Source organism: Streptomyces sp. NPDC047981 (genome assembly GCF_040653315.1).
Lineage (GTDB): Bacteria > Actinomycetota > Actinomycetes > Streptomycetales > Streptomycetaceae > Streptomyces.
Map to the genome: position 1 here is coordinate 23,456 of NZ_JBEZNQ010000054.1, position 23,197 is coordinate 46,652.

Consider the following 23,197-nt stretch of genomic DNA (forward strand, 5'->3'; position numbering starts at 1 on the left):
GCGGAGCCCCCGGTCCCGTCAGGGTTTCGGGGAGGGGCGGGGTGGGGGAAGCCTCGCGCCGTTGCCCACGGCCCCACCGCCCCACGGCCCTGCCGCCCCACCCGCCCAGCCGCGCCACGGACCCACCGCCCTGCCGCCTCACCCGCCCACCCGCCCAGCCGCGCTACCCCCCCGCCCCACCGCCTGTCGCCCCGTGGCGTCAGCCCGTCGGCGTCCGGCGTATCGCCCGGCCCGCCAGGGCGTCCGTGCGCAGGCCGTCCTCCATCACGAACCGGCCGTCGATCAGGACGTGCGGGATCCCCACCGGGAGCGCGCGCGGGGAGTCGTACGTCGAGCCCGCCGCGACCGTCGCCGGGTCGAAGAGGACCAGGTCCGCGACGTAGCCCTCGCGGACCAGGCCGCGGTCGGGCAGGCGCAGGCGGGCCGCCGGGCGGGAGGTCAGGTGGGCCACGCACTCCTCCAGGGTGAGGACGCCCTCCTCGCGCGCGTACTTCCCCAGGTACTGCGGGAACGTTCCGTACGCCCTCGGGTGGGGCTTGAAGCCCTGGAGGATGCCGTCCGAACCGCCCGTGTGCACGCGGTGGCGCATGATCGTGCGGACGTTCTCCTCGTGACCGACGTGCTGGAGGATCGTCGAGCCGAGCCGGTCGTCGATCAGCAGACGGCGGGCCGTCGCCCAGGGGGCCTCGCCGCGCAGCTCGGCGGACCGTGCGATCGTCCTGCCCACGTACGACGCCAGGCCCGGGTCGCCGACCCCCGAGATCTCGATCGTGTCCCACTCGATCGGCACCCCGTGGCAGCCGTCCGAGCCGACCTCCTCCAGGTGGTGGCGGATCCGCTCCGCCGTCCCGTCGTCCTTCAGCCGGACCAGCAGCGCCTCCGGACCGCCCTCCGCCGCCCAGCTCGGCAGCATCGCCACCAGGGTCGTGCACCCGGGGGTGTAGGGGTACGTGTCCAGGGTGATGTCGGAGCCGCCCGCCAGGGCCTCGTCGAGCAGGGACAGGAGCTCGGGGGCCCTGCCCTTGTTCACGCCGAAGTTCATCGTCGCGTGCGCCAGGTGCAGCGCGCAGCCCGCGTCCCGGGTGAGGGCGACCATCTCCTCGTACGCCCGGAGCGCACCGGCTCCGTACGAGCGGTGGTGCGGGCAGTAGTAGCCGCCGTACTCCGCCACGACCTTGCAGAGCTCGCTGAGTTCGGCGTCCTTCGCGTACATCCCCGGCGTGTAGGTCAGGCCGGACGACATGCCGACCGCCCCCTGCTCCAGGCCCTCCGCCACGAGCCGCCGCATCCGGTCCAGCTCGGCGTCGGTCGCCGGGCGGTCGTCCCAGCCGACCGCGTACATCCGGACCGTTCCCTGCGGGATCAGGTACGCCGCGTTGACCGCGATGCCCCGGCCGCCGTGCGAGCGGTCCAGGCGGTCCAGGTACTCGCCGACCGTGCGCCAGTCGAAGTCGATGTCGGAACCGTCGCCGTTCCAGCCGGTGATCGCCCGGCGGACCTCCGCGAGCGTGCGGTCGTCGACCGGGGCGTACGACAGGCCGTCCTGGCCGAGCACTTCGAGCGTCACGCCCTGCGCGGCCTTCGCGGTGTGCTCGGGGTCGCGCAGCAGCGCGAGGTCGGAGTGCGCGTGCATGTCGATGAAGCCGGGGGACAGGGCGAGGCCCCCGGCGTCCAGGACGCGCCGGGCGGTGGGGCGCTGACAGCCCGCCGCCGCGCCCTCCTTGACGATGGCGGCGATACGGCCGCCGTCGACGGCGACATCGGCGCGGTACGACTCCCCGCCGGAGCCGTCGATGACGTCCACGTCGCGGATGACGAGGTCCATGGTGGCCGGCTCCTCTAGAAGAACGTACGGATGTAGTCGACGACCGTGCCGTCCGCCTCGACCAGCGGGATCAGCTGCCACTTGTCGAAGGACGTGCAGGGGTGGGAGAGGCCCATGCCGAGCCAGTCGCCGACCTCGATCTCGGCGCCCGGTTCCGTACGGAGCCAGCCGTGCTGGTCGGAGAGACCGGTGACGGTGATACCGGCCGCGGGGCGGACGGCGCCGGTGCGGGCGTCGCGGACGACCTGCGCCTCGGGGAGGTCGAGGTCGTGGGCGGCGTCCCGCTTGCCGCCGTTGGTGAAGGCCTGCTCGGCGCTCGGGCGGGAGACGACCTGCGTCCAGAGCCGGAACGCGGGCTCCAGGGCGCCCTCCTCGGGGACCCGGTTGAAGGGGGTGAGCTTGCGGTAGTGGCCGTCGTCGTGCGAGACGTACGCGCCCGAACGGAGCAACTTCAGTACGGGGAGCGAGAGTTCGGGGATCTCCGCGAAGACGTCGGCGACCGCGTCGAACCAGGCGCTGCCGCCCGCGCTGACCACGATCTCCCCGACCTCCGCGGAGAACCGGCCCGCCTTGTCGAACTCGGCGGCCAGCGAGGTCAGTCGGCGCAGCCAGGCGTGGACGCGCTCGACGTCCGCCTTCGGGACCTCGCCCTCGTAACCCGCCACGCCGACCAGGCGCAGGGTGCGCGTCGCGGCGACCGCGTCGGCGACGGCGGCGCAGTCGGCCTCGGTACGGGCTCCGGTACGGGCCCCCTCGCCGGCGCCCAGCTCGACGACGACGTCCACCGGGCGGGCCGCGCGGGCCTCGGTGAGGGCCGCGTCCATCAGCTCGACCCCGCGGACCGAGTCGACGTAGCAGATGAAGCGGAAGTCGGGGTCGGCGTCGAGTTCGGCGGCCAGCCAGCGCAGGGCGGGGGCGTCGACGAGTTCGTTGGCGAGGAAGATCCGGGCGATGCCGTGGGCGCGGTAGACCCGGGCCTGGTGCGGGACGGCCGCGGTGATGCCCCAGGCGCCGTGCTCCAGCTGACGGTCGAAGAGCTGCGGGGCCATGGAGGTCTTGCCGTGCGGAGCGAAGGCCAGGCCGTGGTGCTCGGCGTAGGCCTCCAGGAGGCGCAGGTTGTGCTCCAGCGACTCGGCGGAGAGGGCGAGGACGGGGGTGGTGAAGCCGCCGGTGAAGAGGTTGCGGCGCTGGGCGGCCAGCTCACCGACGGTCAGCCCCTCGGCGTCGGGCGGCAGGGCCTTGAAGCGGTGGTCGACGCGTTCGGTGGCCAGCTGGGGGGTGGCCTGCTGAGGGGTGGGCCGGTCGGCGGGCATGGGGCCTCCTCGTCGAGGTGCTGCGGGGGTTGCAGCGTGGTGTTCCATCGTCAGGCATCGCGGCGTTGCATCATGCGCAACGGTCATTGCGTATATCGCTCAATGGTGTCTAACATCCGGGCCAACGCCGGGTCAATGGACCCCCATGATCGACAAGGAGCCCACAGGTGACCGTGGACGGAGACCGACCGACCGTGGACGCGCCATCCGTGGACGTCGTCTGCCTCGGCGAGTCCATGGTCACCTTCCTGCCCTCCCGGCCGGGACGCCTCGCCGACGTGCCGGCCTTCGCCCGCGCCATCGGCGGCGCCGAGTCCAACGTCGCCTGCGCGCTCGCCTCGGCCGGCCACCGCGCCAAGTGGGTCAGCCGGGTCGGCGCGGACGGCTTCGGCGACCACCTCGTCGAGGCGATCGGGGCGTACGGGGTCGACGTGACGGCGGTCGGGCGGGACGCCTCGCGCCCGACCGGGATCTACTTCCGTACGGCCACGGACCGGGCGACCGCCGCCCACGAGGTCGCGTACTACCGTGCCGGGTCCGCCGCCTCCGCGATGTCACCGGCGACCGTCCCGTACTCCTCCGTCGCGGACGGACGGATCCTGCATCTGTCGGGGATCACCGCCGCGTTGTCGGACGACAGCCTGGCGCTGATGCGCGCGCTGACCGGTCCGCGGGTGGGCCGGCCGGTCGTCTCCTTCGACGTGAACTTCCGGGCCGGGCTGTGGCGGGACGCCGCCGCCGGTGGGCGGGTGCTGCTGGAGCTCGCGCGCGGGGCCGACCTGGTGTTCGTCGGCGAGGACGAGGCCGAGGAGGCATGGGGGCTCGAAGGCCTCGACGCGATCCGGGACGCGCTGCCGGAGCCGGGTGTGGTCGTGGTGAAGCGGGGGGCGGCCGGGGCCGTCGTCTTCGAGCGCCGCGCGGCTTCCTCCCCCACCCCGCCCCTTCCCGAACCGGGGGCCCTGCCCCCGGACCCCCGCGCCTCTACCTCCCCCTACGCCCAGGGGCATGGGGGGACCCCCAGCGGGGCTGGGTGGCGGAACGCCCCGCGCAGCGGCCCCCCGCACGCCCCCGCCCCCGCCCCCGCCCCCGCACCCGCCCCCGACACCGTGACCGCCGTCCCCGCCCCCCGGGTCGACGTCGTCGCCGCCGTCGGGGCCGGGGACGCGTTCGCCGCCGGGTTTCTGTCCGGGACCCTGCGCGGGCTGTCCGTGCGGGAGCGGATCCGGCACGGGCACCTGACGGCCGCCGCCGCCCTCACCGTGCCGGGCGACCTCGCCGCCCCTCCCGCCCGCGACCACGCCGACCGGCTCGTCGCCCTCGACGACGCCGCCTGGGAGACACTGCACCTCGGCCCCGGGTGGACGGGGGAGGACCAGGAGGTACGCACACCATGAGCCAGACCGTCGACCGCGCACTGAGCATCCTGCCGCTGCTCGCCCAGGGACCCGCCGACCTCGGCCAGGTCGCCGACCGGCTCGGGGTGCACAAGTCCACCGCCCTGCGCCTGCTCCGCACCCTCCACGAACACGGTCTCGTCTACCGCCAGCAGGACCAGCGCTACCGCCTCGGCGCCCGCCTCTTCGCCCTCGCCCAGGAAGCCGTCGAGAACCTCGACATCCGCGAGATCGCGCACACCCACCTCACCGCGCTCAACGAGCAGATCGGACACACCGTCCACCTCGCGGTCTACGAGGAGAGCGAGGTCCTCTACATCGACAAGGTCGAGAGCCGCTACCCGGTGCGGATGTACTCCCGCATCGGCAAGCCCGTCGCGATCACCGTCGCCGCCGTCGCCAAGCTGCTCCTCGCCGACCTCCCCGAGCCCGAGCGGCGCGCCATCGCCGGCAAGCTCGACTACCCCATGTACACGCCCCGTTCGACCCCCAACGCCGCCGCCTTCCTCAAGGAGCTGGCGACCGTACGCGAACAGGGCTGGGCCACCGACCTCGGCGGCCACGAGGAGTCCATCAACTGTGTCGCCGCGCCCATCCGAGGCGCCGACGGCCGGGTCGTCGCCGCCATGTCGGTCTCGGCGCCCAATGTGGTCGTGACCGCCGAGGAACTCCTCACCCTGCTCCCGCTGGTGCGCCGCACCGCCGACGCCATCAGCCGGGACTATTCAGGCAACACCCCTACCAAGGACCGGACATGACCGAGAAGATCGCGCTCACCCCCGCCACCCACACCGCCCCGCCCGCGAAGTTCTCGCACGGCGTCAAGAAGGGCAACATCCTGCAGGTCGCCGGGCAGGTCGGCTTCCTGCCCGCGGTGGAGGGCCAGCCCCCGACGCCGGCCGGGCCGACGCTGCGCGAGCAGACCCTGCAGACCTTCGCCAACGTCAAGGCGATCCTGGAGGAGGGCGGCGCGAGCTGGGACGACGTGATGATGATGCGTGTCTACCTCACGGACGTCGACCACTTCGCCGAGATGAACGAGATCTACAACGCGTACTTCGAGGAGCAGGGCCTCAAGGCCCCCGCCTCGGCCCGTACGACCGTCTACGTCGGCCTGCCCAAGGGGCTCCTCATCGAGATCGACGCCCTCGCCGTCCTCTCCTGAGCCCACACCGGATGCACGGCCCGGGCCGGAGCCGCCCGGGCCCGCGCCACCACACCCCCCACCACCTGAGCTGATTCCGCTGAGATCGCCGCTTCACGGCACGGCGTCCGTCCCCAGGACGCCGTGCCGCGCTCCCCCCTACCCAAAAACGAGGCCACCGCCATGCTGCTCGCCGCCGCATCCCCCGCCGCCGAGGCGCCACCCCACACCGGAGGACTGCTCCTCCTCACCCCCGGCACCGCCGGACTGCTGACCGTCGCCGCCCTCGGCATCGCCCTCCTCCTCTTCCTGATCATCAAGGTCAGGCTGCAGCCCTTCGTCGCACTGCTCGCCGTCTCCATCAGCGTCGGCCTCGCCGCCGGACTCTCCGTCACCGAACTCTTCGGCACGGTCCAGAAGTCCGCCGCCACCTCGGTCATCGAGAACGGCATGGGCGGCATCCTCGGCCATGTCGCGATCATCATCGGCCTCGGCACCATGCTCGGCGCGATACTCGAGGTCTCCGGCGGAGCCGAGGTGCTGTCCTCCCGCCTCCTCGGCCTGTTCGGAGAGAAGCGCGCCCCGCTCGCGATGGGCCTGACCGGCCTGATCTTCGGCATCCCCGTCTTCTTCGACGTCGGCATCTTCGTCCTCGCGCCGATCGTCTACGCCGCCGCCAAGCGGTCCGGAAAATCGATTCTGCTCTACTGCATGCCGCTGCTCGCCGGCCTGTCGATGACCCACGCCTTCCTGCCGCCGCACCCCGGCCCCGTCGCCGCCGCGGGCCTGCTCCACGTCTCGCTCGGCTGGGTCATCCTCATGGGCGTCGTCGTCGGCGTCCCCGCCGTCCTCGCCGCCTGGGCCTACGCCGCCTGGATCGGCAAGCGCCTCTTCGTCGAGGTCCCGCAGGACATGCTGGAGGCCGCCGAGGACGCCAAGGCCCAGGTCGCCGCCGAGCGCAAGGACGGCGCCTCCGAGGCCCCGGTCTCCCTCACCACCGTGCTCCTCATCATCGGTACGCCGCTGGTCCTCATCCTCGCCGCCACGTTCTCCTCCATCGCCCTGGACGAGTCGACCGCCCGCTCCGTGATCGAGTTCTTCGGCAACCCGTTCGTCGCCCTGACGATCGCCCTGGTCCTCGCGTACTACCTGCTCGGCATCCGGCGCGGCTGGACCCGCAAGTCCCTGGAACAGGTGTCCACGTCCTCGCTGAAGCCGGTCGGCAACATCCTGCTCGTGGTCGGCGCCGGTGGAGTCTTCGGCGCCGTACTGAAGGCCAGCGGTGTCGCCCAGGCGCTCTCCGACACCTTCAACGACGTCGGCCTGCCCGTCATCGTCCTCGCCTACCTGATCTCGCTCGTGCTGCGCGTCGCCCAGGGCTCGGCGACGGTCGCGATCGTCACCACAGCCGGCATCGTCCTGCCGCTGGTCGAGGGCGGCGACCACTCGCAGGCCTTCCTCGCCCTCGTCATCATGGCCATCTCGGCCGGCTCGATCTTCGCCTCGCACGTCAACGACGGCGGCTTCTGGATCGTGTCGAAGTACTTCGGCATCACGGAGCGGGACACCCTGAAGTCCTGGACCGTCCTGGAGTCCGTCCTGTCCCTGGCCGGATTCGCCGTCGCCGCCGCGCTCAGCCTGGTGGTGTAGCCCGGAAAACGTGGAGGAGGGCGTCCCCGCCGTGGCGGGGACGCCCTCCTCGTACGCGTACGGGGTACCGGGCGTCAGCTCGTGCAGTACTGCGCCTGCTTGCCGATCGAGCGGTACATGCAGTCCGCGTTCTCCAGCAGTTGGAGGACGGCGTCCCGGTTACGGCTCGTCTCGCGCTCGATCACCTCGTCGGGCGGGTAGAAGCCGCCGTTCCAGGACGAGGCCGGGTACATCTCGAAGGTGTACCCGAAGATCTTCTGCGCGCCCCACAGCCAGTCGTCGATCGACCCGTCCGTGATGTAGAGGTCGCTGGACTGCTCGGGCGTGTAGCCGTTGCTCGCCGCCATCTTCCCGCCGACCGCCGCGAACGCGTCCCGGTCGTCCTGGGTCATGCCCGGCGCCGTGTTCGCGGTGGTCCAGCCGTAGGGCCAGAGCACCAGCTCGCTGTACGTGTGGAAGTCGATGCCGGCCTTGATCTGCTGCTTGCCGCCCACCACACGCGAGCGGACGAAGTCGGCGACGACCTTCACCTCGGGGGCCGACTCGGGAGCCGTGCCCCGGTAGGTCTCCGAGCTCTTGGTGCCCGAGGAGCCGCCGCAGCAGCCCCACTTGTAGTCCCAGTTCCGGTTCATGTCCGTACCGACGTAGGACGAGCCGGCGTTGGGCTGCCGGTTCTTGCGCCAGCTGCGGTACGAGCCGGAGGCGATGTCGTACTCGCCGCCGTCCGGGTTGAGGTCCGGCACGATCCAGATCTCGCGGTTGTTCAGGATGTTCGTGACCCTGCTGTCGGTGCCGTAGCCCGCGCCGAGCTCGCGCAGCAGATAGAGCGCCATCTCGACGGTCAGGTGCTCGCGCGCGTGCTGGTGGTGGGTGAAGAGGACCTCGGGCTCGGCCTCGTCCGTGCCCACGTTGTCGCTGACCTTGATGGCGACGATGTCCCGGCCCTGGTAGGTCTTGCCGATGACCCGCTTGTTCATGAGGGTTGGGTACTGGGCGATGCGCTGGTCGATCTCCGCGTTCATCTCGGCGAAGTTGTGGTACTTCGAGTCGGCCGAGGGGAAGTCGAAGGGCTCGACCGCCAGGCCCTTGACCGAGCGGTCCGGCGGCGCGGGAAGCGCCTCCGGGCGGTGGCCGAGGGCACGGAGCTTGCGCAGCTGGGCGGCGTTGGCGCTGACGACGACGCTGTGGTCGTCGGCCTCGTCGATGGAGACGCCGGTGGCGGCGAGCGCGGTGCGTTCGACGACCGTGGACGGGCCGTGGATCTCGTACTGGCGGATCACTTCCTCGGCGGCGGGGGTCGGCTCGGATTCGGCGCCGGCCTGCTGGGCGCCGAGCGAGAGCGGCGCCGCGAGGGCGAGCGCCAGAAGGGCCGCGAGAGCGGCGGACCTTCTGCCGCGGGTTCGAAGTCGCATGCTGTCTCCTGGGTGGGGAGGGTGGGGGGTGCGACAGGCTGTGCGGGTTCGCTGTGCGGGTGTTGCGGTGCGGATGCTCTGTTCGGGTGTGCTGTGCGGGTGTGCTGTGCGGGTGTTCGGGCACATGGTGAGGCCATGACATGGACGGGTCAAGAGTGGGGTTCGGCCACGACCGCCGCGGTCGCCTCCGCGACCGGGCTGACAGGAGATCACATCGGAAGGCGAAAAGGCCGAAAGAGCGGCCCTTCGGCGATACTGTGCCGCGTGGGGACGCTGATCGGCACGTACGAGATCGAACGCAAGCTCGGCGAGGGCGGCATGGGGACCGTCTGGCTCGCCCGCTCACGCGGCGGCCGCGCCGTCGCCGTCAAGGTGGCCCGGCCGGAACTCGCCGCCGACCCCGGGTTCCGTGAGCGCTTCCGGGCCGAGATCGTCGCCGCCCGCCGGGTCGGCGGCTTCCACACGGCGCAGGTCGTGGACGCGGACCCGGACGCCGAGGCGCCCTGGCTCGCGACCGCCTACGTTCCCGGCCCCACCCTCGCCGGCCTCGTGGCGGCCGAGGGCCCCATGGACGAGCGGCGGCTGCGCGCGCTGGGCGCCGCGCTCGCCGAGGCCCTGGAGGCCATCCACGGCTGCGGGCTCGTCCACCGCGACCTCAAGCCCGGCAACATCGTCATGGCCGCCGACGGCCCCCGCGTCCTGGACTTCGGGATCGCCCGTGCCCTGGAGTCGACCCGGCTCACCGCCACCGGAGCGGCCTTCGGGACCCCGGGCTACCTCGCCCCCGAACAGGCCCTCGGCGAGGAGGTGACCGGCGCCGCCGACGTGTTCGCCCTCGGCGGCGTCCTCGTCGCGGCCGCGGGCGGGCGGGCGTTCGGCGACGGCACCCCGATGGGGCTCATGTACCGCACCGTCCACGAGGCACCCGACCTGGGCGCCGTACCGGAGGCGCTGCGCGGGCTCGTCGGGCGCTGCCTCGCCAAGAACCCGGCCGAGCGCCCGACCCCCGCGGAACTGCTCGACGCGCTGGCGGGTGTGGGTGCGGGTGTGGGCACGGGTGCGGGGGAGTCGGTGCCGGTACGGGAGACGCCGACGCCCACCGTCGTGTCGGTGCCCGCACCCGCCGCGGGTGACGCCGTGCAGGACGCCGTGCCCGCGGCCGCTTCGGTCGGCGGTGTCCAGGACGCCGTACCCGTACACGCGCGGCCCACCGTCGTCGTACCGCCGCCGCCCGCGGCTCCGCCCGGGCCCGCCCCGACGTTCGAGGCCGCCGACGGGTCGTCGGGGATCGCCGTGGACGCCGACGGCGTGGTCTTCGTGATCGCCGACGTCGAGGCGGAGTTCGGCTGGGAGGAGATCGGGTCCGTGACGTACACCCGGACCCGGCGCGGCCGGCGCCTCGCCGTCACCGTCACGCTGTACGACGGCTCCACCTACAGCTGCGACGTCGACGGCCGCGGCGCCGAGCGCGCCGCTGCGTGGGAGCGTGACCTGGACCTGGTCCTCAGCCGCTATCTGCCCGCCTGACGGACAGGGCGCGGCGCCGCCACCGGAGGGTGACGGCGCCGCGGTCCGATCGGTGTCGCGGGGAGTGCCGGTGACTACGGCAGGTTGTGGACGTGCGGGCCGACCGCGTTGGACCAGGCGTTGCCGGCCGTCGCGTCCCAGTTGGTCGACCAGGTCATCGCGCCGCGCAGGCTGGGCCAGGTCTGCGAGGGCTTGAAGGTGCCGCAGTTGGTGCCGCGGGCCAGGCAGTCGAGCGCGTTCTTCACGATCGACGGGTCGACGTAGCCGCTGCCCGCGCCCCGTGTCGAGGCCGGCACGCCGAGGCCGACCTGGGAGGCGTCGAGGCCGCCCTGGAGCTGGATGCAGGCGAGCGCGGTGAGGAAGTCCACCGAACCCTGGCTGTACACCTTGCCGTCGCAGCCGAGCATCGAACCGCTGTTGTAGTACTGCATGTTGACGACCGTGAGGATGTCCTTCACAGCCAGCGCGGTCTTGAAGTACTCGGTGCCCGTGTTCTGCATGTCGATGGTCTGCGGGGCCATCGTCAGGACCATCGAGGAGCCGGCCTTCGCGGAGAGCTGGCGCAGCGCCTTCGTCAGGTACGTGGAGTTGATGCCGTGCTCCAGGTCGATGTCGACCCCGCTGAAGCCGTACTCCTGCATCAGGGCGTACGCGCTGTCCGCGAAGGCGGTCGCCGAGGCGTCACTGTTGATGGTGACGTTCCCCTTCTCGCCGCCGACCGAGATGATGACCGACTTGCCCGCGGCCTTCTTCGCGGCGACGTCCGCCTTGAAGTCGGCGACGGAGGCGTAGCCGACGGCCGGGTCGAGGTTGAAGACGATCTGGCCGGGCGTGGCCGTCGAGTCGGCGAAGGAGACGGCGATGATGTCGTACTGCGCCTGGACGTCCCGCAGCTTCTGGACCGTCGCGCCGTTGTTGAAGTTCTGCCAGTAGCCGGTCAGGGCGTGCTTCGGGACGGACGGGCCGGGGCCCGGGTTGGTCGTACGGCCCGATACGGCCGTCGACTTGGCCGACTCGCCGGCGGCGTTGGTCGCCGAGACCTGGAACTGGTACGTGGTGTTGGCCGCGAGGCCCGTCACGGTGGCCGAGGTGCCGGAGACGGTCTGCGCGAGCGAGCCGTCGCGGTACACCTTGTAGCCGGTGGCGCCGGAGACCGCGTTCCAGCTCAGGCCGACCGAGGAGGACGTGATCGAGCCGGTGGCGAGGCCCGCCGGGGTCGCCGGGACGACCGGGTCGGGGTCGACCGGGCCGCCGCCGTCGGGGCCGAAGACGGAGACGTCGTCCACGTGGTAGGCGGCCTGGCCGTACCAGCCGTGGGTGTAGACGGTCACCTGGGTGGTGCTCGCGCCCGTGGTGAAGGAGGTGGTCAGCTGCTTCCAGGACGGGCTGTCGGGGGTCCAGGTGGAGACGTCGGTGGTGCCGGTGCCGGTCGCCCCGAGGTAGGCGTACCCGCCCTGCACCCAGGCGCTCAGCGTGTACGTCGAGTTGGGCTTGACGGTGACGACCTGGCTGCAACGGGCGTTGTCCTGGCCTGCCGGGGTCGCCTTGAGGGCGCCCGCCCCGGTCCGTACGGGCGAGGACACGGCGGCGCCGCTGCCCGCCGTACAGCTCCAGTTGGACAGGCCGGACTCGAAGCCCGCGTTCCTGGCGACGTTGACGTCGGCGGCCTGGGCCGTGCCGGTGCCGCCGACGAGGCCGAGGCCGGAGCCTACGGCGAGCGCGAGGGCGCCGCCGATCCATCTGCGCGAGCGTGTGGTGGTGCGGTCCACTTGCTGCCTCCGGTGGGGGAGATGGGGGAGGGGAGAGGGGAGATGGGGAGGGGAAAGGGAGGGAGGTAGGTCACGGTGGCCACCGTTGGGGCAACAAGCTGGTCCAGACCAATCGAGTTGTCAAGACCTCTGGCGCGGAAGGGGAGTTGGGCGAGTGGGTCTCAGGACCCACGGCGGACCCACTCCTGGGCCCACGCCGAGACCCAGAGCCAGGCCCAACGCGAGGCCCAGCCCCGGACCCACCACAAGGCCCATCCGGGCCCAGATTTCACGTTGCGCTTGCCGGATTGTGTGTTCACCAGCCCACAGGTCGTGGATAAAGTGCACAGCATCGCGCTGTGCAGTAACGCGGTGAACGCAGTGAGTCATGGCGATGTGCTGCGCCATGGGACATGGGGACTTGGGGACGGGGAGCCCGACGTGCCGACAGCGATCGCGGTCACCAGTGCCGACCTGGTGCTGCCACCGACCGACCAGCAGACGCCCACTGCAGCCGTCCTGCCCGCACTGGAGACCCAGCCCCTGGCCTCCGCCGTAGCCGACCTCCAGCTCCTCCTCGACCGCTACGGGCATGTGATCGTCCTCTGCCCGACCTCCCTGCCCAAGGCCGCCGAGCAGCGGCTGCACGCCGTCCGTTCCCTCCTGGAGAGCGACCGGATCGCCCTGGTCAAGACCGATCTGCCGCCCCTGGGCACCGCCGTACTGGCCCGGCAGCTGCGGCAGCTCTCCGCCTGCGACTTCAGCCCCGGCGTCATCGCCTCGGCGGCCCGGCTGCTCACCCACTACATCTACGCCGGCGCCGTCCTCGGCTCCGTCGCCAAGCTCGACCGGGTCCCGGTCACCCTGAAGTCGCACGTCAAGGGCTGGCTCCCGGGCGCCCAGTTCGCCGTGGTCGCCGCGCCCGTCCCCCAGCTCCTCCGGATCGGCCCCGGCGTCGCACCGCCCGCGGGCCCCGAGTTCGCCACCCAGCTCCTCGTCGCCCGCGGCCAGCTCCAGACCGACTGGCCCACCGGCACCCTCGCCCCCACCTGGCAGGTCCAGGCCGTCCACGAGGCGCCGCTTCCCGCCGAGTCGCCCCGCTGGTGGGGGACCGGGCGGCTCGTCGAGTTCACCGCGTACCTCCCCGACATCGCCGTACTCCACCGGCTGGTCGCCTCCGTACGCCGCGAGACCTGCCACTGGTGCCGGATGGAACTCATCGGCGACCGCTGCGGCTTCTGCTCCGCGCCCTGGACCGCGCTCTCGCCCGCCGCGCCGTCGGCGGCCCCGGCGTTCGCGAAGACCCGGGCGTTCGCGAAGACCCCGGCTGCCGCGACGGCCGTGACGGCCGCGCCCGCGACCACGCGGTCCGTCGCGCCGGCGGCGCCGGAAGCCGACCGGTCCCTCGCCGCCCGCCAACCCCGCGCGCTGGCCTCCTCGGCACCGACGGAACCTGCCGCAGCAACGGCACCCGCGGCCTCCTCGGTACCTACGGCACCGACGGCACCCGCGCCGCCGACGGCACCCGGGGCAGCCCCCTGGCCGTCGACGCCGTCACCGCCACCGCCCGGCGACATCCCGCCCGCCACGTACCCCGTCCGCTGAGCCACCCGTACCCGTCCGCCGAGCCCACGTACCCGTCCGCCGAGCCACACGTACCCCCGATCGAGGTTGTCCGGCAATGAACTCCCGCCAGCGTCGTGGCGTCATCCTGCTCCTGCTGTCCGTCCTGTGCGCCCTCGCCGCGTTCGCCGGCGTCCTCTCCGTCATCGACGACGTCAACTCCAAGGTCGGGCCCGAGGTGACCGCGTACCGCGTCAAGGGCGATGTCGCGCCCCACACCCCGCTCAGCAAGGGGCAGTTCGAGGAGGTCTCGATGCCGGAACGCTGGCTGTCCAGGACCGCCGTGACGAGCCTCGACCAGATCAGCGGGAAGGTCGCCGTCACCACGCTCAAGGCCGGCTCCCTCCTCCAGACGGACATGATCGTCCAGCGGCCCGCGCTTCAGCCCGGCCAGCAGGAGATCGCCATCATGATCGACGCGGCCACGGGCGTCGCGGGCAAGATCACCGCCGGTTCGACCGTCAACATCTACGCCACGTTCGCCGGAGAGAAGGGCGGCAAGGCCGCCCAGTCCAAGGTCATCGTCAGCAACGCCCGCGTCATCGACGTCGGCAAGCTCACCCCCATCTCCGACCGCAACGACCGCAGCAACGGCCCCACCGAAGCCGTACCGATCACCTTCGCCCTCTCCACGCTCGACACCCAGCGCGTCGCCTACGCCGAGTCCTTCGCCGAGCACGTACGACTCGCCCTCGTCGCCCCGGGAACGACTCCCGGCGGAGAGTCCACCCTCACCCCCGACGACCGCACCTACACGCTCGACAAGGACAAGTGAGGCCGGTATGACCACCAGGATCCTGCCGGCCGTCGCCGACCCCGACGCGGCCCGCGCCGTCATCAGCCTGCTCAGCCAGCTCCCCGGCGCCGAACCCGCCCCGCCCGTCGCCGACTCCACCCAGCTCGTCGACACCCTCGCCCGGCTGGCCGCCCAGTCTCTCGACGAACTCCCCGAAGTCGTCCTCGTCCACGAGCGGATCGGACCCGTCCCGGCCCTCGAACTCGTCCGCGAGGTCGCCCTCCGCTTCCCCGCCGTCGGCGTCGTCCTCATCACCGCCGACGCGAGCCCCGTCCTCTTCTCCGCCGCCATGGACTCCGGCGCCCGCGGCCTGGTCACCCTCCCGCTCGGCTACGAGGAGCTCGCCAGCCGCGTCCAGGCGGCCGCCCAGTGGTCCGTCGGCGTCCGCCGCCACCTCGGCGGCGGAACGGACGCGTTCGCAGGACCCGGAGGCACCGTCGTGACCGTCAGCGGCGCCAAGGGCGGCGTCGGCACCACCGTCACCGCCGTCCAGCTCGCCCTCGCCGCCCGCGCCTCCGGCCGCGACGTCGCCCTCGTCGACATGGACCTCCAGGGCGGCGACATCGCCTCCTACCTCGACGTCCAGTTCCGCCGCTCGGTCGCCGACCTCGCCGCTGTCGACGACATCTCGCCCCGCGTCCTCCAGGAGGCCGTGTACGTCCACGAGACGGGCCTCGCGCTCCTGCTCGCCCCCGCCGAGGGCGAGCGCGGCGAGGACGTCGCCGACCGCTCCGCCCGCCAGATCATCGGCGCCCTGCGCGCCCGCCACGACGTCGTGGTCGTCGACTGCGGCACCTACCTCAACGGCGCCAACGCGGCGGCCGTCGAGACCGCCGACACGGCCGTCCTCGTCACCACCCCGGACGTCGTCGCCGTCCGCGCGGCCAAGCGGACCGTACGGATGTGGGACCGGCTCCAGATCCGCAAGGCGGAGGAGACGACCGTCCTGGTCAACCGGCACACGCGTGGCACGGAGATCCAGCCCGCCCTCATCCAGAAGATCACCGGGACGCGGATGGCGGGCGTCGTCGTCCCCGCCCACTTCAAGGAGCTGCAGGGCGTCGTCGACGCGGGCCGCCTGCACGAACTCGACGCCCGGTCGACCGTGAAGCAGGCCCTGTGGTCGCTCGCCGGCGAACTCGGCCTCGTCGGCCCGCCGCCCGGAGCGGCCGCCGCCGACCAGCGGCCCGCGCTCGGACCGGGCAGGCAGGCCGGAAACGGCAAGCAGGCCGGAACCGGCAGGCAGCTGGCACGGCTGACCCGCGGCAAGGGCGGGCGCTGAGCCATGCCGGCGTCGAGGCGCACGTGGAGGGGCGACGACAGGGGGCAGGTGGCCGTCGAGTTCCTCGGCATGGTCCCGCTCATCCTGATCACGCTCGTCCTGCTCTGGCAGTGCGTCCTGGTCGGCTACACCTTCACGCTCGCGGCCAACGCGGCCGACGAGGCCGCCCGCGTCTGCGCGGTGGGCGGCGACTACGGGGAGGCGGGGAGACGGCACGTGGGCGAGGCGTGGTCGGCGCGGGTCAGCTGCCCCGGTTCGGGAGACCTGGCCCGGGCGACGGTGAAGCTCAAGGTCCCGGTCCTCGTCCCGGGCACCGTCTCGTTCCCGTTCTCGGTGACCGGCGAGGCCGGAGCCGTATGGGAGAAGGAGAACGGGGGATGACCCGACGACAGGACACCGGCACACGAAGGGGCCACGTGCGCGACCGCGTGCGTGGCGGTGTGCGCGTCCGTGTGCGTGACGTGGTGCGTGACGGCGTGCGCGACCGCGTGCCTGACGTAGTGCGAGACGGTGGGCGCGACGTAGTGCGTGACGGCGGGCGCGACGGCGTGCGCGATCGCGGGCAGGCCGCCGTCGAGTACCTCGGCTTCCTCCCCGTCCTCCTCCTCGTCGCCCTCGCCGGCATCCAGCTCGGCATCGCCGCGTACGCCGCCCAGCAGGCCGGTACGGGCGCCCGCGCCGCGGCCCGGGCAGCGGGTCACGACGAGGCGACGGTCGCCCCGGAGACGGCCGGCCGGTCGGCGATGAGCGACTGGCTCACCGCGGACGTCGGGGTGAGCGAGGGCGGCGGCGAGGCCATCGCCACCGTCACCGTGGACATCCCGTCCGTCGTCCCCTTCTGGGACTTCGGAAACATCACGAAGAGCGCCACCATGCCCGTGCCCGAGGAGGGCGAGTAGCCGCCATGAGTCTGCGAGCCCGGATCAGCACCCCCGACGACAGCGGCGTCGGCGGAGCCAGGGAGGACGGCCACCTCGTCGCCACCTTCCGCGCCAAGCTCCTGGAGGAGATCGACCTCACCGAGATGTCCGCGCTCGTCGCCACCGAACGGCGCGTCCGCCTCGAACGCGTCCTCGGCCACATCATCAGCCGCGAAGGCCCGGTCCTCTCCACCGCCGAACGCGCCCAGTTGATCCGCCGCGTCGTCGACGAGGCCCTCGGCCTCGGCGTCCTCGAACCGCTCCTCGAAGACGCCTCCATCACCGAGATCATGGTCAACGGCCCCGACCAGATCTACATCGAACGCGCCGGCCGGGTCGAACTCCTCCCGCTCCGCTTCGCCTCCCACGAACAGCTGATGCAGACCATCGAGCGGATCGTCTCCACCGTCAACCGCCGCGTCGACGAGTCCAACCCGATGGTCGACGCCCGGCTCCCCTCCGGTGAACGCGTCAACGTCATCATCCCGCCGCTCTCCCTGACCGGGGCGACCCTGACGATCCGCCGCTTCCCGCGCGCGTACACGCTCCGCGAGATGGTCGGCCTCGGCTCGCTCGACGAACAGATGGTGCTGCTGCTCGCGGGACTCGTCCAGGCCAAGTTCAACGTGATCGTCTCCGGAGCCACCGGCACCGGAAAGACCACCCTCCTCAACGCCCTCTCCGAACTGATCCCGGACGGCGAACGCGTCATCACCATCGAGGACTCCGCCGAACTCCAGCTCCGTCAGGCCCACGTCATCCGCCTGGAGAGCCGCCCCCCGAACATCGAGGGCCGCGGCGCGGTCACCATCCGCGACCTCGTACGCAACTCCCTGCGCATGCGCCCCGACCGCATCATCGTCGGCGAGGTCCGCGGCGGCGAAACCCTCGACATGCTCCAGGCCATGTCCACCGGCCACGACGGCTCCCTCGCCACCGTCCACGCCAACTCGGCCGAGGACGCCCTCATGCGACTCCAGACCCTCGCCTCGATGTCCGAGGTCAAAGTCCCCTTCGAGGCGCTCAGGGACCAGATCAACAGCGCCGTCGACGTCCTCGTACAGCTCACCCGGCACCCCGACGGCACCCGCCGCGTCACCGAGATCGCCGTCCTCGCCTCCCGCGGCCGCGAACGCTTCACCCTCGCGACCGTCTGCTCCTTCCGCGCCCAGCCGCTCGCCGCCGACGGCCGGGTGTACGGCGCGTACGCCTACCACCCGCTGCCGCGCCGCGTCGCCGACCGGCTCTACCTGGCCGGCCAGCCCGTCCCGCAGGCCTTCGGCGTCGCCACGTCCGACGACCAGCTGACCACCCGAGAAGCGCAGTAGGAGAGAGGGCACACAGATGCTTTCGTCGACGTGGCCGGTGACCGGCATCGTGCTGCTCGCCTGCGTCCTCGGGGTGCTCGGCATCCACACGTACGCGCGCGGCACCGCCGACCGCGCCGCCCTGGTCGCCCGGCTCGCCCAGAGCGGCGAGGCGCAGGACACCGGCCGGCGCAGGCGCCGCTTCCGCTCCCTCGACCGGCGGCTACGGCGCACCGCGTTCGGCCGGAAGCTGGACCTGCGGATCTCCGCCACCGGCCTCGACGTGACACCGGGCGAGTTCGTCGCCGCCATGACGGTGCTCGTGCTCGCCCTGTGGATCGCGGGCCAGGCCGTCCTCTCCCCGTTCTTCGGCCCCATCTGCGGCCTCGTCGGCATCTGGGTCGCCCTGGGCTTCCTCAACTGGCAGCGCCAGAAGCGCATCGAGAAGTTCATCAACCAGCTGCCCGAACTGTCCCGGATCCTCGCCAACGCCACCCAGGCCGGACTCGCCCTGCGCATGGCGCTCAGCATGGCCGCCGACGAACTCGACGCACCGGCCGGCGACGAACTGGAGAAGGTCGCCCAGCAACTCGCCGTCGGCACGTCCATCGACGACGCGCTCGGCGAACTCGCCGAACGCCTCCCGTCCCGCGAACTCGTCGTCCTCGTCACCACCCTCGTCCTCGCCAACAAGGCGGGCGGCACCGTCGTCTCCTCCCTGCGCAACCTCACCGAGACCCTGGAGGAGCGCAAGGAGACGCGCAGGGAAGTCCGTACGCAACTGTCCCAGGTGAATCTCACGGCGTACGCGGTCCCGGTGATCGGCATCGGCTCCCTCCTCCTCATCGACAACATGCAGCCGGGCGCCCTGGACCGGATGACCGGTTCGGGCCTCGGCCAGGTCGCCGTCGTCGCCGCGTTCGCGCTCTACGTCGTCGGCTTCGTGATCATCCGCCGCTTCTCGAAGATCGACGTATAAGGGACCGGAACCGGAACTCACCATGGACCTCCTCCTCGCACTGGCCGCCGCCCTGTCCGTCACCGGCATCCTCTACGGCATCCGGCTCTACCGCGCCGACGCCAGACTCCCCGACGACCTCCAACTCGCCCTGGAGATCGGCTCCACCCGCACCGGCGCCGTCTACTCCGTCGTCGACCGGCTCGGCATGCGCTACTCAGCCGCCGTCCTGCGGGCCATGGGCCCCAAGCGCGTCGCCACCGTCCGCCGCCGCATCGACCTCGCCGGAAACCCCGGCGGCCTGACCATCGACCGGTACGGCGCCCGGCGCGCCGTCTACGGCTTCCTCGGCGGCTTCGGCGGCCTGATCATGCTCTCCGACGGCGACGTCCTGGTCGCGCTGCTGCTCTTCGCCTTCGGCGCGTTCTGGACCGAGGTCGGCATCTGGTCGGCCATCCGCATCCGCAAGGACCAGATCGAACGGACCCTCCCGGACTTCCTCGACGTCCTCGCGGTCGTCGTCTCGGCCGGCCTCGGCTTCCGCCAGGCCCTCGACCGCGTCGCGGAGAAGTACGAAGGCCCCTGGGCCGACGAACTGCGCATCACACTCCGCCAGATGGACATGGGCGTCAGCCGGCGCCAGGCCTTCGACGAACTGCGCCGCCGCAACGACAGCGAACAGGTCGCCCAGTTCGTCACCGCCCTGCAGCAGGGCGAGGAACTCGGTGCGCCGATCGTCGAGACCCTGATACAGATCGCCAACGACATGCGCCGCACCGACGCCCAGAACGCCCGCAGAAAGGCCGCGAAAGCGGTCCCCAAGGCCACGATGGTGATCACCACGCTCATGGTCCCGGCGACGATGATCCTGCTCGGCGCGGGCCTGTTCCTCGGCTCGGGCACCAACCTCGGCTCGATCACGGGGGAGTGAGGTGACGACCCGATGACGCTCAGAGTGCTCGTCGCCGACGACAACCCGGTCGTCCGCGCCGGCCTGCGCGCCCTGCTCGACGCCGCGACCCCCGACATCAGGGTCGTCGCGGAGGCCCGCGACGGCCGCACCGCGATGGACGAGACCCGCCGCACCCGCCCCGACGTCGTGCTCCTCGACGTCCGCATGCCCGTCGTCGACGGCCTCACCGCCCTCCCGCACCTCGTGCGCGTGGCCCCCGTCCTCATGCTCACCCACACCGTGGCGACGGAGATCGTCCAAGAGGCCCTCCGCCTGGGAGCGGGCGGCTACCTGGTCCACGGCGAGTTCACCGCCGAAGAACTGGTCACGGCGGTCCGCGACGTACGAGCGGGCCGCGCCCGCTTCACACCGACGGCGGCGAACGCCTTGGTCGGCGTGGTCCGCGGTGCGACTGCACACGTCGGCGTACGGCCAATTGTCTCGACTCCCCGCACATTTCCCCTAACGCCTTCGCAGCTGCAACCAACTGTGGCACGCTTTGGATTGAGCGTGAGGGAGGGGGAGGTGATGGAGCTGATCGCATCGGGCCTCAACAACCGGCAGATCGCCGACACATGCTTCATCAGCGAGAAGACCGTCAAGAACCACATCAACCGCATCTTCGCCAAACTCCACGCCACCTCGCGAAGCGAAGCCATAGCAGCCTGGCTGGGAACAAGGGCAGCCTCATGACGGCCGACACCGGCGAAACCAGCGTCAAGAACCCCTGGGCCCGTGTTTGGGCCTACGGGCCCTGTGGGGAGGAGGTGGTGTTGACGTACCGTGCCCGTGCCGAACTCGGCAGCGGCACGGGGATGTACGAATCCGGAGGGGACGACGACCATGAGCGACCTCATGCTGAAGGCTGCGACGAAGGCGAAACTGCACTTCGACACCTGGACCCGCACGAGGACGACCAACGACCGCGGCCAGACGGCGGTCGAGTACCTGGGCATCATCGTGGTGGTCGTGGCGATCGTGGTGGCGATCAGCGGGACGGACATCGGCAAGACGATCAAGGACGCGATCACGGCGAAGATCGCTGCCGTGACCAAGTAGTGCAAGGCCCCGAACGTAGAGATGCGGGTCAGGCCTTTCCTGTCTACATCACCGTCGTTGCGGGCCTGCTCTTCCTTGCGTTCGCCTATTTCGTAGTCGGTCAGGCTGCGGCGACCCGGAACGGGGCTCAGACTGCGGCCGATGCTGCGGCTCTGGCTGCGGCTCAGGACGCTCGCGACCAACTACGGACAGGATGGCTTGGAGTCATCCTCGACCCGGCACAGTGGGGAGACTTCCTCGCGGGGGAGGAATACGACGACGCCGTCGCTTGCCAACGTGCGGCTGCCTTCGCTGCCAAGAACGGTGCGAACCTCTCGGGTGACGGTTGCGTCCGTCTCTCCACCGGCGAGCACGGCTTCCGGGTGGAAGTACTCACCCAGGCCGCGATTGGCGTCTCGGTGGTCCCCGGCACCGAGGACCGACACGCCAGGGCGACGGCAAAGGCAGTGATCGAGCCGCTCTGTACGTTCGAGCTTCCCGAACCAACCGCCGAACCCGACCCGCCTGCGGAACAGGAACCGACCCCGGATCCCAATCCCGAGCCGTCACCCACACCCACGGAACCCGCACCCATCGTCGGTCTCGCATGCGACGGTGTTCCCTGGACGATCGACCCTGACCGGCCGGAGCTCCCCAGCGCCGCCGATCTCTTCACCGTGCGACTGGCCGACTGACAAGTGAAGGAATCCCGTTCATGAGTGTTCGGTACGCAACGAAGGCCCTCAGGAGGTGGGTCGTGGGAGCTGTCGCGGCCGGCCTGGTCCTTGGCGTAGCGGGTTGCGGCAGCGGCGACGAGCCCCCGACGGGCAAGTCCTCCGCGAGTTCTGTGGCGCCGAAGAACACGGGTAGCACACAGCCGCAGTCAGAGAAGCCGTCCGAGACGCTGGCGGTCCTCAAGGGGCCGAACGGGCTCGAACTCACCGTTGGTTCGGCGGAGCGTGATGCAGGCGGCTTTCTGACCATCAAGGGCAGCCTGAGGAACACATCGGATGCCTCAGCTGTCGTCTCGTCCCAGACGAGTGGAAATGAAACCGAGGTCTTGAAGCACGGAAGCTCCCTCGGCGGCGCCACCCTCGTGGATGCGGTAGGCAAGAAGCGGTACTACGTGCTGCGTGACACGGACGGACGGCCTCTCACCACCACAGGTATCAGCCTCCTGGCGGCCGACAGCTCCACCGAGGTCTTCATGCAGTTCCCCTCACCCCCCGCCGGCACCACCGAAGTCTCCTTCCAGCTCCCCACCTTCGAACCCGGCACCATCAAACTCTCCTGACGGACGCCGCCATGACACCCCGCCGCCTCGCCCCCCTCGCCGCCCTCACCCTCCTCCTCTACGCCACCGGAGCAGGCCCCGTCCTCGCCGACGATCCCCCCAACTCCACCTCCAGCGCCTCCCCACCCCCCGAGATCGACGCGAACTCGCCCGAGCTGATGCTGCCCGACGGAGCCACCCTCGCCGCGCCCAAGGTCCTCGACATCAAACAGGTCGTCGAGGAAGAGGGCGGCGAACAGCGGCGCGAGGACACCAACGTCGACGTCACCTTCGCCCTGCAGGCCGAGGTGCTCTTCGGCAAGGACAGCGCCAAACTCGGCCCCGCCGCCACCGCCCGAATCGCAGCCATCGCCGTCGAGATCAACAAGCAGAACTCCAGCCGCGTCCGCGTCTTCGGATTCACCGACGACCTCGGGACGTACGAACACGGGCTCAAGCTCTCCAAACAGCGCGCCGACGCCGTGCAGCAGGAGCTCGCCAAGACGCTCGACCCCGGAAAGACCTTCGACATCCGCGGCTACAGCGAGGACTACCCGATCGCGTCCAACGCCACCGAGGAAGGCCGCACCAAGAACCGCCGCGTCGAGATCTCCTTCCCCCGAACGACGAGTAGTTGACGGAACTGCGCGGTTTCGCCCGTCGGCATGCGACACGGCCTCGGCGAGGAGAGGCTGCCTGCGGCCGGCCAGGTACGCGAGTCTCTGGCGCCGGCCGCCCTCGTTTCGAGCGTGGCAACCTCCGGCGGTGCGTCAAGGGCGCTCCTCCGTCGCGTCGGCTCCGCCGATTCCGCTCCGCTCCACCCTTGACCCACCACCTCCGGTCGCCCTTGGACACTCGGAGGGCGGCCCGGGGCGGGGGCCGCGCGGAGGCCCGTCCAGTGCCCAGGCCGCGGTGCAGCGGCTGCGGGTCAGAACGGCGCGGCAGCGGAATGGGGTGGCCCGGCCCGGCTCAGCGCGCGACGCCGGGCGGGTTGCAGGAGCTCATACTCCGCTGGTGACGGTCCGATGAGCGGCA

At 71.5% G+C, this 23,197-nt stretch carries 21 protein-coding genes and 1 pseudogene; 18 read left to right on the top strand and 4 right to left on the bottom strand.

What is annotated here, in order from left to right:
* Nucleotides 1–199: 199 nt before the first annotated feature.
* On the bottom strand, nucleotides 200–1,825 hold the full coding sequence (locus AB0E14_RS27420) for a D-aminoacylase (protein WP_362423567.1): 1,626 nt from the start codon (nucleotides 1,823–1,825) through the stop codon (nucleotides 200–202).
* Nucleotides 1,826–1,839: 14 nt separating this feature from the next.
* On the bottom strand, nucleotides 1,840–3,138 hold the full coding sequence (locus AB0E14_RS27425; protein WP_362423569.1) for an amino acid deaminase: 1,299 nt from the start codon (nucleotides 3,136–3,138) through the stop codon (nucleotides 1,840–1,842).
* Between the two features lie 167 nt (nucleotides 3,139–3,305).
* Here AB0E14_RS27425 and AB0E14_RS27430 point away from each other — a divergent pair, with 167 nt between their 5' ends.
* The 4 genes from AB0E14_RS27430 to AB0E14_RS27445 all read left to right on the top strand — a co-directional run bounded on the left by AB0E14_RS27430 (nucleotide 3,306) and on the right by AB0E14_RS27445 (nucleotide 7,326).
* Nucleotides 3,306–4,532 (top strand): sugar kinase, encoded by a 1,227-nt coding sequence (locus AB0E14_RS27430; protein WP_362423571.1) that lies wholly within the window; start codon nucleotides 3,306–3,308, stop codon nucleotides 4,530–4,532.
* Nucleotides 4,529–5,290: an IclR family transcriptional regulator gene (locus AB0E14_RS27435; RefSeq protein WP_362423573.1), complete on the top strand. Its 762-nt coding sequence runs from the start codon at nucleotides 4,529–4,531 to the stop codon at nucleotides 5,288–5,290. The genes AB0E14_RS27430 and AB0E14_RS27435 overlap by 4 nt, the downstream gene beginning before the upstream one ends.
* Nucleotides 5,287–5,697, top strand: a complete 411-nt coding sequence (locus tag AB0E14_RS27440; RefSeq protein WP_362423577.1) for a RidA family protein — start codon at nucleotides 5,287–5,289, stop codon at nucleotides 5,695–5,697. Before AB0E14_RS27435 ends, AB0E14_RS27440 begins: the two co-directional genes overlap by 4 nt.
* Before the next feature lie 162 nt (nucleotides 5,698–5,859).
* Entirely contained in the window at nucleotides 5,860–7,326 is a 1,467-nt protein-coding gene (locus AB0E14_RS27445) for a gluconate:H+ symporter (protein ID WP_362423580.1), read from the top strand.
* A gap of 74 nt (nucleotides 7,327–7,400) precedes the next feature.
* On the opposite strand, the gene AB0E14_RS27450 is transcribed toward AB0E14_RS27445, so the two are convergent.
* The gene (locus tag AB0E14_RS27450; protein ID WP_362423584.1) at nucleotides 7,401–8,738 is read right to left on the bottom strand and encodes a M14 family metallopeptidase; all 1,338 of its coding nucleotides are present in this window, start codon (nucleotides 8,736–8,738) and stop codon (nucleotides 7,401–7,403) included.
* A 264-nt stretch (nucleotides 8,739–9,002) separates the two neighbouring features.
* On the opposite strand from AB0E14_RS27450, the gene AB0E14_RS27455 reads away from it, so the two are divergent.
* Entirely contained in the window at nucleotides 9,003–10,265 is a 1,263-nt protein-coding gene (locus AB0E14_RS27455; protein ID WP_362423587.1) for a serine/threonine-protein kinase, read from the top strand.
* A 74-nt stretch (nucleotides 10,266–10,339) separates the two neighbouring features.
* Here the strand turns inward: AB0E14_RS27455 and AB0E14_RS27460 are convergent, their stop codons facing one another.
* The gene (locus AB0E14_RS27460) at nucleotides 10,340–12,034 is read right to left on the bottom strand and encodes a glycoside hydrolase family 18 protein (RefSeq protein WP_362423590.1); all 1,695 of its coding nucleotides are present in this window, start codon (nucleotides 12,032–12,034) and stop codon (nucleotides 10,340–10,342) included.
* 420 nt (nucleotides 12,035–12,454) lie between these two features.
* Here AB0E14_RS27460 and AB0E14_RS27465 point away from each other — a divergent pair.
* The 13 genes and pseudogenes from AB0E14_RS27465 to AB0E14_RS27525 form a co-directional block, all read left to right on the top strand.
* Nucleotides 12,455–13,264 (top strand): annotated as a pseudogene (locus AB0E14_RS27465) (hypothetical protein); the annotation flags it as partial.
* Nucleotides 13,265–13,694: 430 nt separating this feature from the next.
* Entirely contained in the window at nucleotides 13,695–14,411 is a 717-nt protein-coding gene (gene cpaB / locus AB0E14_RS27470) for a Flp pilus assembly protein CpaB (protein ID WP_362423593.1), read from the top strand.
* A 7-nt stretch (nucleotides 14,412–14,418) separates the two neighbouring features.
* Nucleotides 14,419–15,714: a P-loop NTPase gene (locus tag AB0E14_RS27475; protein ID WP_362423596.1), complete on the top strand. Its 1,296-nt coding sequence runs from the start codon at nucleotides 14,419–14,421 to the stop codon at nucleotides 15,712–15,714.
* Between the two features lie 48 nt (nucleotides 15,715–15,762).
* A complete protein-coding gene (locus AB0E14_RS27480; RefSeq protein WP_362423599.1) occupies nucleotides 15,763–16,095 on the top strand; it encodes a pilus assembly protein in 333 nt (110 codons plus the stop codon).
* Between the two features lie 167 nt (nucleotides 16,096–16,262).
* Nucleotides 16,263–16,613 carry a TadE/TadG family type IV pilus assembly protein gene (locus AB0E14_RS27485; RefSeq protein WP_362423602.1) on the top strand — a complete coding sequence of 117 codons (351 nt, stop codon included), beginning with the start codon at nucleotides 16,263–16,265 and terminating at the stop codon, nucleotides 16,611–16,613.
* Nucleotides 16,614–16,618: 5 nt separating this feature from the next.
* Complete coding sequence (locus AB0E14_RS27490) at nucleotides 16,619–17,962, top strand: CpaF family protein (protein WP_362423605.1); 1,344 nt, start codon at nucleotides 16,619–16,621, stop codon at nucleotides 17,960–17,962.
* Nucleotides 17,963–17,978: 16 nt separating this feature from the next.
* Nucleotides 17,979–18,920: a type II secretion system F family protein gene (locus AB0E14_RS27495; protein WP_362423609.1), complete on the top strand. Its 942-nt coding sequence runs from the start codon at nucleotides 17,979–17,981 to the stop codon at nucleotides 18,918–18,920.
* A 22-nt stretch (nucleotides 18,921–18,942) separates the two neighbouring features.
* The gene (locus AB0E14_RS27500; protein ID WP_362423612.1) at nucleotides 18,943–19,830 is read left to right on the top strand and encodes a DUF5936 domain-containing protein; all 888 of its coding nucleotides are present in this window, start codon (nucleotides 18,943–18,945) and stop codon (nucleotides 19,828–19,830) included.
* A 12-nt stretch (nucleotides 19,831–19,842) separates the two neighbouring features.
* Nucleotides 19,843–20,544, top strand: coding sequence for a response regulator transcription factor (locus AB0E14_RS27505; protein WP_362423615.1), 702 nt, complete (start codon nucleotides 19,843–19,845; stop codon nucleotides 20,542–20,544).
* Nucleotides 20,545–20,694: 150 nt separating this feature from the next.
* On the top strand, nucleotides 20,695–20,910 hold the full coding sequence (locus tag AB0E14_RS27510) for a Flp family type IVb pilin (RefSeq protein WP_362423617.1): 216 nt from the start codon (nucleotides 20,695–20,697) through the stop codon (nucleotides 20,908–20,910).
* Nucleotides 20,910–21,584, top strand: a complete 675-nt coding sequence (locus AB0E14_RS27515; RefSeq protein WP_362423620.1) for a pilus assembly protein TadG-related protein — start codon at nucleotides 20,910–20,912, stop codon at nucleotides 21,582–21,584. Before AB0E14_RS27510 ends, AB0E14_RS27515 begins: the two co-directional genes overlap by 1 nt.
* A gap of 20 nt (nucleotides 21,585–21,604) precedes the next feature.
* Nucleotides 21,605–22,183: a hypothetical protein gene (locus AB0E14_RS27520; RefSeq protein ID WP_362423623.1), complete on the top strand. Its 579-nt coding sequence runs from the start codon at nucleotides 21,605–21,607 to the stop codon at nucleotides 22,181–22,183.
* An 11-nt stretch (nucleotides 22,184–22,194) separates the two neighbouring features.
* Nucleotides 22,195–22,800: an OmpA family protein gene (locus tag AB0E14_RS27525; RefSeq protein WP_362423626.1), complete on the top strand. Its 606-nt coding sequence runs from the start codon at nucleotides 22,195–22,197 to the stop codon at nucleotides 22,798–22,800.
* Nucleotides 22,801–23,197: the final 397 nt, after the last annotated feature.

What these genes read in the sequence shown, in the direction of transcription:
- AB0E14_RS27420 (WP_362423567.1), bottom strand. Translation starts at nt 1,825, where the DNA reads ATGGACCTCGTCATCCGCGACGTGGACGTCATCGACGGCTCCGGCGGG.
- AB0E14_RS27425 (WP_362423569.1), bottom strand. Translation starts at nt 3,138, where the DNA reads ATGCCCGCCGACCGGCCCACCCCTCAGCAGGCCACCCCCCAGCTGGCC.
- AB0E14_RS27435 (WP_362423573.1), top strand. Translation starts at nt 4,529, where the DNA reads ATGAGCCAGACCGTCGACCGCGCACTGAGCATCCTGCCGCTGCTCGCC.
- AB0E14_RS27440 (WP_362423577.1), top strand. Translation starts at nt 5,287, where the DNA reads ATGACCGAGAAGATCGCGCTCACCCCCGCCACCCACACCGCCCCGCCC.
- AB0E14_RS27445 (WP_362423580.1), top strand. Translation starts at nt 5,860, where the DNA reads ATGCTGCTCGCCGCCGCATCCCCCGCCGCCGAGGCGCCACCCCACACC.
- AB0E14_RS27450 (WP_362423584.1), bottom strand. Translation starts at nt 8,738, where the DNA reads ATGCGACTTCGAACCCGCGGCAGAAGGTCCGCCGCTCTCGCGGCCCTT.
- cpaB (WP_362423593.1), top strand. Translation starts at nt 13,695, where the DNA reads ATGAACTCCCGCCAGCGTCGTGGCGTCATCCTGCTCCTGCTGTCCGTC.
- AB0E14_RS27475 (WP_362423596.1), top strand. Translation starts at nt 14,419, where the DNA reads ATGACCACCAGGATCCTGCCGGCCGTCGCCGACCCCGACGCGGCCCGC.
- AB0E14_RS27490 (WP_362423605.1), top strand. Translation starts at nt 16,619, where the DNA reads ATGAGTCTGCGAGCCCGGATCAGCACCCCCGACGACAGCGGCGTCGGC.
- AB0E14_RS27495 (WP_362423609.1), top strand. Translation starts at nt 17,979, where the DNA reads ATGCTTTCGTCGACGTGGCCGGTGACCGGCATCGTGCTGCTCGCCTGC.
- AB0E14_RS27500 (WP_362423612.1), top strand. Translation starts at nt 18,943, where the DNA reads ATGGACCTCCTCCTCGCACTGGCCGCCGCCCTGTCCGTCACCGGCATC.
- AB0E14_RS27505 (WP_362423615.1), top strand. Translation starts at nt 19,843, where the DNA reads ATGACGCTCAGAGTGCTCGTCGCCGACGACAACCCGGTCGTCCGCGCC.
- AB0E14_RS27510 (WP_362423617.1), top strand. Translation starts at nt 20,695, where the DNA reads ATGAGCGACCTCATGCTGAAGGCTGCGACGAAGGCGAAACTGCACTTC.
- AB0E14_RS27520 (WP_362423623.1), top strand. Translation starts at nt 21,605, where the DNA reads ATGAGTGTTCGGTACGCAACGAAGGCCCTCAGGAGGTGGGTCGTGGGA.
- AB0E14_RS27525 (WP_362423626.1), top strand. Translation starts at nt 22,195, where the DNA reads ATGACACCCCGCCGCCTCGCCCCCCTCGCCGCCCTCACCCTCCTCCTC.